This window comes from Trinickia sp. EG282A, assembly GCF_040965455.1.
Lineage (GTDB): Bacteria > Pseudomonadota > Gammaproteobacteria > Burkholderiales > Burkholderiaceae > Trinickia > Trinickia symbiotica.
On sequence record NZ_JBFRCC010000002.1, the window covers coordinates 1,347,122 to 1,358,654 of the forward strand.

Here is an 11,533-nt window from a genome sequence, read left to right on the forward strand (position 1 = left end):
GAGGAGCGGGGCGGCGGACGTCGCGACCGTGAGCGCCCTGTCATTTTAGGCGGTTGCCTTGGCCTTGCGCGAATTGACTTCCGGCGAGCGCATCACGGTCCAATAGACCACCTGCAGCTCGCCCTCGAGCGTTTCGACGAGCGCGGAGAGGCTTTCGACCCAATCGCCGTCGTTGCAATAGGTAAGGCCGTCGACCTCGCGGATCTCGGCCTTGTGGATGTGGCCGCAGACGACGCCGTCGCAGCCGCGGCGGCGCGCCTCGTCGATCATGACCTGCTCGAACGACGAGATGAAGTTCACCGCGTTCTTGACCTGGTGTTTCAGATATTGCGAGAGCGACCAGTACTGAAAGCCGAAGCGGCTGCGAATACGGTTGAACCAGCGGTTGAGCACAAGGATCGCCGTGTAGGCGGTGTCGCCGAGATAGGCGAGCCACTTGGCGTGCTGAATTACGCCGTCGAAGAGATCGCCGTGAACGATCCAGAGGCGCTTGCCCGCCAACGTCGTATGGAACGCTTCGCCGCGCACATGAATGTCGCCGAACGCAAGATCGCAGAACTGCCGTGCCGCTTCGTCGTGATTGCCGGGAATGTAGACGACCTGCGTGCCTTTGCGCGCCTTGCGCAGGATTTTCTGCACGACGTCGTTGTGCGCCTGCGGCCAGTACCAGCCCTTTTTGAGCTGCCAGCCGTCGATGATATCGCCGACGAGATAGAGATACTCGGACTCGTTGTGGCGCAGGAAATCGAGCAGGTAATTGGCCTGGCAGCCGCTCGAACCGAGGTGGATGTCGGAGAGCCAGATCGTGCGGTAACGGTGTGGATCGGGCACGCTGTCGTCGTGGTGGCTGCTGCTCGAAGCCGGCTGCCGACCCCCTGCATCCTCGATCGTCGACGCGCCGCCGGGCGTGGCGGGGTGGAACGGAACGGCGTCAACCGAAGCGCCGATCTGCCGTAGGAGGGAAGTCGCGGACGTCGCACGGTCCATGGCTTCTCGCGTCGAGTTGTACATGTGTGCATTGCGCCACGCGCCCGTGACTGCCACATGACAGTCACGAGAAGTTCTTATTACGCAGCGGGGATTCGGCGGGCGGCCCGCGAGCGGGTCGCGGCGCGCGCGTCAGGATGGCGACGTGCCGGCCGTGGCCTGCCGACGCGCTTCGGCCATCACGATGCGCGTGCCGGCGAGGCGATCGTGGGGAAACTGTCGTGCGCCGTCGAGCCGCGCGGAGGCGGCCCAGAGCACGAACCAGACGGCTGCGGCGCCGAGGGTGTAAGGCAGAGAAAGGTCGAGGAGCGGGTGCAGCGCAAGCGGCGGCAGAAACCAGAGCCAGGCCAGCAGATAGCGAACGACGGCGCGGGCAGGCCGCACCGGGGAGCCGTGGCGGCCGACGAGGCGCAAGCGCCAGGTTTTCATCGGCAGCGTCTGGCCGCCGTGCGTCCAGCACCAGACGAAGTAGGCACCGACGACGAGCGCGATCCATGCCGCGAGCAGGTCGCGATGGACGAGCCCGTTGCGCTGCTGGGTGAGCGTGCCGAAGAGATAGCCGGCGAAAAAAACAATGCCGAAGAGAATCACCGCCTCGTAGACGAGCGCGGCGAGACGCCGGCGCACGCTCGGGGGCGGCAACGGCGGCGCACTCTTTGCCGCGCCGGCGTTGCCGAGCGCGCTCGTGTCCGATTCGTCCAATGCCGACATCGCGCGAGCCCTCAGGCGCCTTTGAAAATGCCCGATTGGTCCTCGGACGGCGAGAGCGGCGCACTGTTGGCCGGCGCCGGGCTGGCCGGGGCCGTCGGGACCGACGGCGGCGGCGCGGCGACGGGCGCCGACGCGCTCGTCGCGGACGCGACGTTACTGCCCGCGCCCGGCCGAGGCTCGACGAGCCGATTGAGCCCGCGAATCTCGCTTTTCGCGCCCGACGGGGGCGCGCTGACGACGGTCGGCCGCCGTTTGCGCTCGCTTGCGGCCAAGCGCGCCTTTTGCTCGGGCGAGAGTTGCTGATAGGCCGTCCACGCCTTTTGGCGCGCCTGCGGCGGCAGCGCTTTCGAGAGCTGGTAGTTTTCGCGCGCGACGCGCCGCTGCTCGGGCGTCATGCGCACCCACTCCGCCATCTGTTCATGCAGCCTTTTTTGCCGTTCGGGCGACATCTTCGCGAAACCGGACGCGATCTTGATCCATTTTCGCTTGCGTTCGTCGCTGAACTTGTCCCATACCGCCGCGAAAGGCGCGAGCGCCGCGTGTTGCGCGGGCGTCAGACGGGCCCACGAAAGCGGATTGTGGTCCGTGACGAGCGGCGGAAAGTCGAGCGCGAGCGGGGCGCCGGACGTCGACGTCGACGCCGACGCGACGGCGGGCGCGCTGGCGCCCGCGGCCGCATGGGCGGCGGCCGGCGGCGGGGCGAAAAACCGGTGGTAGGTGGCGGCGAATGCGACCGCCGAGGCGATCGCGCACGCGAACACGACGGCCAGGCCGCGCTTGTAGCTCACGCAGGACTCCTCCGCATGCGTTCAGCGCGCACGCGAGAGATACGCGTTGAACCCGTGATCGAGATACGCGTTGAGCGGGAGCTCGTCGTTGAGCATGGCTGCGTCGATGTCGGCAAGCTCTGCCGAGCGTTGCAGGTTTTCCCAGTAGGCGATCGCGGCGACACCGACGACGAGCGCAATGACGGGCCACGCGCGCAGCATGCGGACGAACGGCGACACGCGCCGTTCGCGCGGCGCGGACCGCGGACTCATGCTCGGCTCCCCCCCGGCATGCGCGAGCACTGGCACGAACGCACGCGCGGCGAGCGCTTCGGGCTTCTTGCGCGCGAGCGCGACGCGCCGCGCGGCCGCGAGTTTCTCGACCGTCGAGGCGGGCAAGCTGGCCGCGTTTTCGTCGAGCGCGCGACAGACGTTGTGCGCGAACTCGCGTTCTTTGATTTCGGGAGCGGGGCTCATAGCGTGATTCCTTTGGCCTTGAGCGCAACCGCCAGCGTATGCGTGGCTCTCGAGCAGTGCGTCTTGACACTGCCTTCGGAGCAGCCCATCGCGGCGGCAGTCTCGGCGACATCCATATCTTCCCAGTAACGCATGAGAAACGCCTCCCGTTGACGCGCCGGTAATTTTTGGATCTCTTCGTCGATGAGTGCAAGCACTTGATGGCGCTCGAGCGTTTGCTCGGAGCTTTCCGATCCGCCCGAGGCTTCCTGTCCTTCGATCGTTTCGAGCAGGTCGAATTCCTCGTCTTCGCCGCTGCCGAACGACGAAAAGAGGCTCACCCAGGTGTTGCGCACCTTCTGCCGACGAAAAAAGTCGTGCGTCGCATTCTGGAGAATACGCTGAAAGAGGAGCGGAAGCTCGGCGAGCGGCCGGTCGCCATACCGTTCGGCGAGCCGGATCATCGCGTCCTGCACGATGTCGAGGGCGGCATCGTCGTCGCGCACGGCGTAGACGGTCTGCTTGAACGCACGCCTTTCGACGCTCGTCAGGAAATCGGCGAGTTCCTTGTCTGATGCCATCCGAGGGAGGCCGCGCCTCTTTTTGGGGCGCGCGCCGTAATCGATTGAAAAATATCCGTAAAACTGGCGGATGCTAGCAAACTTTTCGAGATGACGGGGTGCGAACAGGGGGCCGCGGCGGCTTCGGGCGGCGTTTTTTCGAATCCTTGTGGTGCAAACGCCACCGGCACGCCTGCGCGGTGTCGGCTATCGGCGGCGCACGCTCTTCCGGCGCTGCAGCAAATTTTGCTTGACCGGCAGGGCCGTACCCGTTAACGTTTCCGGTTCGCAACATAAGTGATTGTCTTCTTTGAGGCGTGCCCAAGAGGCCCGCCTGTCAAACTGGACGCGCCGCTTGAACCCGAGCCACAAGCCCGGCAGAGAGCACCCGATCAATTTTTTGCCGAAAATTCGAAAGGTGAATGATGAATATGCCCAGCGCGGAATTCTCCACGTCGGATACCACCCCCCCTCATGAAGCTCCCTCGATCGGCGCGACCGTGCTCATGCGCGCGCTGGCCGACGAAGGCGTCGAGGTGCTCTGGGGCTATCCCGGCGGCGCAGTGCTCTACATCTACGACGAACTCTACAAGCAGGACAAAGTGCAGCACGTGCTCGTGCGCCACGAGCAGGCGGCGGTGCACGCGGCCGACGGCTACGCGCGCTCGACGGGCAAGGTGGGCGTGTGCCTCGTCACGTCGGGCCCCGGCGTGACGAACGCGGTGACGGGTATTGCCACTGCCTACATGGATTCGATTCCGCTCGTCATCATCAGCGGCCAGGTGCCGACGGCCGCGATCGGCCAGGATGCGTTCCAGGAGTGCGATACGGTCGGGATCACGCGCCCGTGCGTCAAGCACAACTTCCTCGTGAAGGACGTGCGCGACCTCGCGGCGACCGTCAAGAAGGCCTTCTACATCGCGCGTACGGGCCGCCCGGGACCGGTGCTCATCGACATTCCGAAGGACGTGTCGAAGACGCCGTGCGAGTACGAGCCCGTGAAGAGCGTGTCGCTGCGCTCGTATAACCCGGTGACGAAAGGGCACTCGGGCCAGATCCGCAAGGCCGTCTCGCTGCTGCTCGGCGCGAAGCGCCCCTACATCTACACGGGCGGCGGCATCGTTCTCGCCGACGCCGCGCGCGAGCTCAATCAGTTCGCCGATCTGCTCGGCTATCCCGTCACGAACACGCTGATGGGCCTGGGCGGCTACCGCGCGAGCGACAAGAAGTTCCTCGGCATGCTCGGCATGCACGGCACGTATGAAGCCAACATGGCGATGCAGCACTGCGATGTGCTGATCGCGATCGGCGCCCGCTTCGACGACCGCGTGATCGGCGATCCGCAGCATTTCTCGTCGCGTCCGCGCAAGATCATCCATATCGATATCGATCCGTCGTCGATCAGCAAGCGAGTGAAGGTCGACATTCCGATCGTCGGCGACGTGAAAGAGGTGCTCAAGGAGCTCATCGAGCAGCTGCAGCACGCCGAGCACGGGCCCGACGCCGCGGCGCTCGCCGAATGGTGGAAAGAGATCGAGAGCTGGCGCGCGAAGGACTGCCTCAAGTACGACCGGACGAGCCCGATCATCAAGCCGCAGTATGTCGTCGAGAAGCTCTGGGAGCTCACGGACGGCAGCGCCTACGTCTGCTCCGACGTCGGTCAGCACCAGATGTGGGCGGCGCAGTTCTACCGCTTCGACAAGCCGCGCCGCTGGATCAACTCGGGCGGGCTCGGCACGATGGGCTTCGGGCTGCCCGCGGCGATGGGCGTGAAGATGGCGCATCCCGAGTCCGACGTGGCCTGCATCACGGGCGAAGGCTCGATCCAGATGTGCATCCAGGAGCTGTCGACGTGCAAGCAGTACGACACGCCGATCAAGATCATCTCGCTCAACAACCGCTATCTCGGCATGGTTCGCCAGTGGCAGCAGATCGAGTACAGCAAGCGCTATTCGCATTCGTATATGGATGCGCTGCCGGATTTCGTGAAGCTGGCCGAGGCGTACGGCCATATCGGCATCCGTGTCGAAAAGACGGCGGATGTCGAGCCCGCGTTGAAGGAGGCGCTGCGACTCAAGGATCGCACCGTGTTTCTCGATTTCCAGACCGATCCGACCGAAAACGTCTGGCCGATGGTTCAAGCCGGCAAGGGCATCACCGAGATGCTGCTCGGTGCGGAAGATCTCTGACGGGGAACACTACATGCGACATATCATCTCCGTCCTGCTGGAAAACGAACCGGGTGCGCTTTCGCGCGTGGTCGGCCTTTTTTCTGCACGCGGCTACAACATCGAAACGTTGACGGTGGCGCCGACCGAAGACCAATCGCTTTCGCGCCTGACCATCGTCTCCATTGGCTCGGACGACGTGATCGAACAGATCACGAAGCACTTGAACCGCCTGATCGAGGTGGTCAAAGTGGTCGACTTGACCGAAGGCGCCCACATCGAGCGCGAGCTGATGTTGATCAAGGTAAGAGCGGTCGGCAAGGAACGCGAAGAGATGAAGCGGATGGCGGACATCTTCCGCGGCCGCATCATCGACGTAACCGAGAAGACCTACACGATCGAGCTGACGGGGGCGAGCGACAAGCTCGACGCCTTCATCGAAGGGCTCGACAGCACGGTGATTCTCGAGACGGTCCGCACGGGCAGTTCGGGCATCGGCCGTGGCGAGCGCATCCTGAAGGTCTGACGCCGCGTCAATGCTTTTTGGCGCCTCGCTCGTCGGGTACGGGTGTGGCGCGTTATCCGAATTTCACTGAATCGATCAAGCGAAGGAATCAACATGAAAGTTTTCTACGATAAAGACGCGGACCTCTCCCTCATCAAGGGCAAGGACGTCACGATCATCGGCTACGGCTCGCAAGGCCATGCCCACGCGCTGAACCTCAAGGAGAGCGGCGTGCGCGTGACGGTCGGTCTGCGCCGTGGCGGGGCATCGTGGAAGAAGGCCGAGCAGGCCGGGCTCGCGGTCAAGGAAGTCGCGGAAGCCGTGAAGGGCGCCGATGTCGTCATGATGCTGCTGCCCGACGAGCAGATCGCCGAGGTCTACAAGAGCGAAGTGCACGCGAACATCAAGGAAGGCGCGGCGCTCGCGTTCGCGCACGGCTTCAACGTCCACTACGGCCAGGTCATTCCTCGCGCCGATCTCGACGTGATCATGATCGCGCCGAAGGCGCCGGGTCACACCGTGCGCAACACGTACCAGAACGGCGGCGGCGTGCCGCACCTCATCGCCGTTGCGCAGGACAAGTCGGGCGCGGCGCGCGACATCGCGCTCTCGTACGCGGCGGCGAACGGCGGCGGCCGCGCCGGCGTGATCGAGACGAACTTCCGCGAAGAGACCGAGACGGACCTCTTCGGCGAGCAGGCGGTCCTTTGCGGCGGCACGGTCGAGCTCATCAAGGCTGGCTTCGAGACGCTCGTCGAAGCCGGCTATGCTCCCGAGATGGCGTATTTCGAATGCCTGCACGAGCTCAAGCTCATCGTCGACCTCATCTACGAAGGCGGCATCGCGAACATGAACTACTCGATCTCGAACAACGCCGAGTACGGCGAGTACGTGACGGGGCCGCGCATCGTCAATGAAGAGACGAAGAAGGTCATGAAGGAAGTCCTGAAGGACATCCAGACCGGCGAATACGCGAAGAGCTTCATCATCGAGAACCGCGCCGGCGCGCCGGTGCTGCAATCGCGCCGCCGCATCACGGCCGAGCACCCGATCGAAACGGTCGGCGCGAAGCTGCGCGCGATGATGCCGTGGATCGCGAAGAACAAGCTCGTCGACCAGTCGAAGAACTAAGCGCGCCCGATTCATCGGCATGTTCGAGAAAGCCGTCCCGCGCGTCGAGCGCCGGACGGCTTTTGCTATCCTACGGTTTTACAAAAAGACCCAAACTGTTTTATGAATTACCCTCATCCGATCATCGCGCGCGAAGGGTGGCCCTTCATTGCGATTGCCGCCGTCGTCGCGCTGTTGATCCATGCGGTCGCGGGGTTCGGCGTAGCCTGGATTTTCTGGCTGCTGCTCATTTTCGTCGTGCAATTTTTCCGCGATCCGGCGCGTCCGATTCCGACTGAGCCGGGCGCGGTGCTGTGCCCCGCCGACGGCCGTATCGTTGCGGTGGAGACGACGCTCGATCCTTACGTCGGCCGCGAGGCGCTCAAAATCAGCGTGTTCATGAATGTCTTCAACGTCCATTCGCAGCGTTCGCCCGTCGACGGCGCCGTGACCAAAATCGAGTATTTTCCGGGCGCGTACCTCAATGCGTCGATCGACAAGGCGTCGCTCGAAAACGAGCGCAACGCGATCGTCATCCAGACGGGGAGCGGACATACGGTGACATCGGTGCAAATCGCCGGGCTCATCGCGCGGCGCATTCTCTGCTACGTGAGGGAAGGGGAGCCGCTCACGCGCGGTCAGCGCTACGGCTTCATTCGCTTCGGTTCGCGCGTCGACGTCTATTTGCCTGTCGGCAGTCGCGCCAAGGTCTCGATCGGCGAGAAGGTGTTCGCCTCGTCGACGATTCTCGCCGAGCTCTGACGCGGCGCGAGGAGGAGTTCGATGGCCGCATTGAAACCGCGCCGCCCGCGTATCGGCAAATCGCCGCTGCCGCGAGCGTTCAGGCGCAACAAGATATTCGCCGACGCGGCGTCGCAGTCGTCAGTGAGCGCGCCGGCCGAAAACCGGCGCTTCGCGCGTCAGCAGTTCCTGCGCAGGCGCGGCATTTACCTGCTGCCGAACGCATTCACCACGGCTGCGCTCTTTTGCGGCTTCTTCGCCGTCGTGCAGGCGATGAACGTGCGCTTCGAGATCGCGGCCATCGCGATCTTCGTGGCAATGGTGCTCGACGGCATGGACGGCCGCGTCGCGCGCATGACGCATACGCAAAGCGCGTTCGGCGAACAGTTCGACAGCCTTTCCGACATGGTCTCGTTCGGCGTCGCGCCGGCGCTCGTCATGTACGAATGGGTGCTGAAGGACCTCGGGCGCTGGGGCTGGCTCGCGGCCTTCGTCTACTGTTCGGGGGCGGCGCTGCGGCTCGCCCGCTTCAACACCAACATCGGCGTCGTCGACAAGCGCTTCTTCCAGGGGCTGCCGAGCCCGGCCGCGGCCGCGCTGATCGCGGGCTTCGTCTGGCTCGCCACCGACAACCGCGTGCCGCTCAAGCTCGTCTGGCTGCCCTGGGTGGCGTTCGCCCTGACCGTCTACGCGGGCGTCACGATGGTATCGAACGCGCCGTTTTACAGCGGCAAGGCGCTCGACGTCAGGCATCGCGTGCCGTTCGCGGCGATATTGCTCGTCGTCGTCGCGTTCGTGCTCGTGTCCTCCGATCCGCCGTTGATGCTGTTCGGCCTCTTCGTGCTTTACGGCCTGTCGGGCTATGCGTTCTGGGGGTATCTGGCGCTGCGCCGGCGCGACAACCCGGCTCGCTCGGTGCCGCACGACCGCTGATTTGAGGGGGGCGCCGAGCCAGGCGCCCCCGACCAGGGGCACCCAGCCGATCGATTGCACGTTTTCGCGAATGCCGCTATAGTCGGCGACATGTCGAAATTTGCGTTCCCCCTCCTATCCCTTCTCGCCGGTGCGCCGCTACTACGCGGTCTAGCACTAGCGTCGGCGCGTCTCGCGCGCTGACCGTTCTCGCCCCCCGTCTGCCTTCGTTCGTTGTTCGGCGTCGCCAGCGGTGGCGCGAACACCCGAATTCCGTTGTGACTTTCCGACTTCCGATTGCAAATCGTCCAGGAGACCCAGATGGCAGACAAGCTGATAATTTTCGACACGACGTTGCGTGACGGCGAGCAGTCGCCGGGTGCTTCGATGACGAAAGAAGAGAAGATCCGCATCGCGCGGCAGCTCGAGCGGATGAAGGTCGACGTCATCGAGGCAGGCTTCGCGGCGAGCTCGAACGGCGATTTCGACGCCATCAACGCCATCGCGTCGCTCGTTAAAGAGAGCACCGTCTGCTCGCTCGCGCGCGCGAACGACAAGGACATCCAGCGGGCCGCCGACGCGCTGAAGCCGGCCGAGCGCTTCCGCATCCATACCTTTATCGCGACGTCGCCGCTGCATATGGAAAAGAAGCTGCGCATGACGCCCGATCAGGTCTACGAGCAGGCGCGGCTCGCCGTGCGCTTCGCGCGCAAGTTCACGGACGACGTCGAGTTCTCGCCCGAGGACGGCAGCCGCTCGGACATGGACTTCCTCTGCCGAGTGCTCGAGGCCGTGATCGACGAAGGCGCGACGACGATCAACATCGCCGATACGGTCGGCTACGGCGTGCCCGAGCTTTACGGCAACCTCGTGAAGACATTGCGCGAGCGGATTCCGAATGCGGACAAGGCCGTCTTCTCCGTGCATTGCCATAACGATCTCGGGATGGCCGTCGCGAACTCGCTCGCGGGCGTCCAGCTCGGCGGTGCGCGTCAGGTCGAGTGCACGATCAACGGCCTCGGCGAGCGCGCGGGCAATACGGCGCTCGAGGAAATCGTCATGGCCGTGAAGACGCGCAAGGACTATTTCGGTCTCGAGCTCGGCATCGATACGACGCAGATCGTGCCGGCGTCCAAGCTCGTCTCGCAGATCACCGGTTTCGTCGTGCAGCCGAACAAGGCGGTCGTCGGTGCCAACGCGTTCGCTCACGCTTCGGGCATCCATCAGGACGGCGTGCTGAAGGCGCGCGATACGTACGAGATCATGCGCGCCGAAGACGTGGGCTGGTCGGCGAACAAGATCGTGCTCGGCAAGCTCTCGGGGCGCAACGCCTTCAAGCAGCGCTTGCAGGAGCTCAACGTCAGGCTCGAGAGCGAAGCAGAGCTCAACACGGCATTCGCGCGCTTCAAGGAACTCGCCGATCGCAAGGCCGAGATCTACGACGAGGACATCATGGCGATCGTCGGCGAAGAATCGGCCGAGGCGGCCGAGCGCGAGCATTTCAAGTTTGTTTCGCTTTCGCAGCGTTCCGAGACGGGCGAGCGGCCGCACGCGCGCATCGTGATGTCGTCCGAGGGGCAGGAGGTCACGACCGAGTCCGATGGCAACGGACCTGTCGATGCGACGCTCAATGCCATCGAGGCGCACGCGAAGAGCGGCTCCGAGATGCTCCTCTACTCGGTCAACGCCATCACGACGGGCACGCAGGCGCAAGGGGAAGTGACGGTGCGTCTCTCGAAGAACGGGCGCATCGTCAACGGCGTCGGCACGGATCTCGACATCGTCGCGGCATCGGCGAAGGCCTATATCGCCGCCCTCAACAAGCTTTACGCCGGTGGCGAGAAGCTGAATCCGCAGATCTGACGTTGAACGCAACGGCGCCCGGTCCCCGGCCGGCCGGCGCCTGCCTCCCCGCGCAGCACGCGCGTAGCGCGGGGGGCGAGGCAGCCGTGGCGCACCCTACATCATTCCGAAGTGGTCGCGCTCGGGCTCGTGCAACGGATCGGGCGTCTTTTGCGTGAGCCGCAGCACGCCCTGCTGGTCGAAATAAAAGTTGTAGAGCAGGTACCAGACGTTGTCTTCCTGGTACCGGTAGGACCAGACCTCGCGCTTCATCAGCGGAAAATACGACGTTTCGACGGGGCGGCCGAAGTTGATGAGCACGTCCTTCTTCGTCCACGTGCCGATCTGCGCTTTATAGAACTCGTTGGCCGACAGCACCTGACGCACCGTCAGGACTTTGCCTGAAGCATCGATGTCCGCGGCCGTCGTCACTTCGCCCATCGGTTGCGTCGGCCACATGAGACGCTTGCCGCCCGTCGGCAGGTCATAGACTTCACGCGGCGGGCCGAGGCGCGCGACGAGCGTCGATTCCGCTTCTCCCGGCGTAAATTGCTGCCAAGGCTGCGCGCAGCCGGCCGTCACGAGCACGGCTGCCGCTGCCGCCACTGCTGAAAGACGCTTGCCCATCGACATAAGAAAACTCCTCCGTTCGTCCCCGGCGTTTTATCACGAGCCCCATTATTTTGACAGGCAACGCCCTCAAAAGATCGAGGGCGTCCCCCGCGAGCCACCCGCCGCTTGCGGCAGACCGCTTCGACGGCCTATGATCCGCGC

Annotated in this window: 12 protein-coding genes; 6 read left to right on the top strand and 6 right to left on the bottom strand. The window is 64.4% G+C overall.

All coding sequences use genetic code 11. From position 1 onward, the window contains the following. Positions 1 to 45 precede the first annotated feature (45 nt). The 5 genes from AB4Y31_RS14190 to AB4Y31_RS14210 all read right to left on the bottom strand — a co-directional run bounded on the left by AB4Y31_RS14190 (position 46) and on the right by AB4Y31_RS14210 (position 3,502). Entirely contained in the window at positions 46 to 987 is a 942-nt protein-coding gene (locus tag AB4Y31_RS14190; RefSeq protein ID WP_368674416.1) for a UDP-2,3-diacylglucosamine diphosphatase, read from the bottom strand. Positions 988 to 1,119: 132 nt separating this feature from the next. Then, a complete protein-coding gene (locus tag AB4Y31_RS14195; RefSeq protein ID WP_368674417.1) occupies positions 1,120 to 1,698 on the bottom strand; it encodes an RDD family protein in 579 nt (192 codons plus the stop codon). Positions 1,699 to 1,709: 11 nt separating this feature from the next. After that, positions 1,710 to 2,486 carry a DUF3106 domain-containing protein gene (locus AB4Y31_RS14200; RefSeq protein WP_368674418.1) on the bottom strand — a complete coding sequence of 259 codons (777 nt, stop codon included), beginning with the start codon at positions 2,484 to 2,486 and terminating at the stop codon, positions 1,710 to 1,712. Between the two features lie 21 nt (positions 2,487 to 2,507). Beyond that, complete coding sequence (locus AB4Y31_RS14205; RefSeq protein ID WP_368674419.1) at positions 2,508 to 2,942, bottom strand: DUF3619 family protein; 435 nt, start codon at positions 2,940 to 2,942, stop codon at positions 2,508 to 2,510. Beyond that, positions 2,939 to 3,502, bottom strand: coding sequence for an RNA polymerase sigma factor (locus tag AB4Y31_RS14210; protein WP_018442933.1), 564 nt, complete (start codon positions 3,500 to 3,502; stop codon positions 2,939 to 2,941). Before AB4Y31_RS14210 ends, AB4Y31_RS14205 begins: the two co-directional genes overlap by 4 nt. Positions 3,503 to 3,906: 404 nt before the next feature. Between AB4Y31_RS14210 and AB4Y31_RS14215 the strand changes: the two genes are divergently transcribed. The 6 genes from AB4Y31_RS14215 (at position 3,907) to AB4Y31_RS14240 (ending at position 10,780) form a co-directional block, all read left to right on the top strand. Beyond that, the gene (locus AB4Y31_RS14215; protein ID WP_026230088.1) at positions 3,907 to 5,670 is read left to right on the top strand and encodes an acetolactate synthase 3 catalytic subunit; all 1,764 of its coding nucleotides are present in this window, start codon (positions 3,907 to 3,909) and stop codon (positions 5,668 to 5,670) included. Positions 5,671 to 5,683: 13 nt separating this feature from the next. Further along, on the top strand, positions 5,684 to 6,175 hold the full coding sequence (gene ilvN, locus AB4Y31_RS14220) for an acetolactate synthase small subunit (RefSeq protein ID WP_018442931.1): 492 nt from the start codon (positions 5,684 to 5,686) through the stop codon (positions 6,173 to 6,175). Positions 6,176 to 6,268: 93 nt separating this feature from the next. Further along, positions 6,269 to 7,285, top strand: a complete 1,017-nt coding sequence (gene ilvC, locus AB4Y31_RS14225) for a ketol-acid reductoisomerase (protein WP_368674420.1) — start codon at positions 6,269 to 6,271, stop codon at positions 7,283 to 7,285. Positions 7,286 to 7,387: 102 nt separating this feature from the next. Continuing rightward, complete coding sequence (locus tag AB4Y31_RS14230) at positions 7,388 to 8,026, top strand: phosphatidylserine decarboxylase (RefSeq protein ID WP_368674421.1); 639 nt, start codon at positions 7,388 to 7,390, stop codon at positions 8,024 to 8,026. A 21-nt stretch (positions 8,027 to 8,047) separates the two neighbouring features. Next, entirely contained in the window at positions 8,048 to 8,938 is an 891-nt protein-coding gene (gene pssA / locus AB4Y31_RS14235; RefSeq protein ID WP_018442928.1) for a CDP-diacylglycerol--serine O-phosphatidyltransferase, read from the top strand. 300 nt (positions 8,939 to 9,238) lie between these two features. After that, positions 9,239 to 10,780 carry a 2-isopropylmalate synthase gene (locus tag AB4Y31_RS14240; protein ID WP_368674422.1) on the top strand — a complete coding sequence of 514 codons (1,542 nt, stop codon included), beginning with the start codon at positions 9,239 to 9,241 and terminating at the stop codon, positions 10,778 to 10,780. A gap of 96 nt (positions 10,781 to 10,876) precedes the next feature. Here AB4Y31_RS14240 and AB4Y31_RS14245 read toward each other — a convergent pair whose 3' ends face one another. After that, positions 10,877 to 11,392: a hypothetical protein gene (locus AB4Y31_RS14245; protein WP_018442926.1), complete on the bottom strand. Its 516-nt coding sequence runs from the start codon at positions 11,390 to 11,392 to the stop codon at positions 10,877 to 10,879. Positions 11,393 to 11,533: the final 141 nt, after the last annotated feature.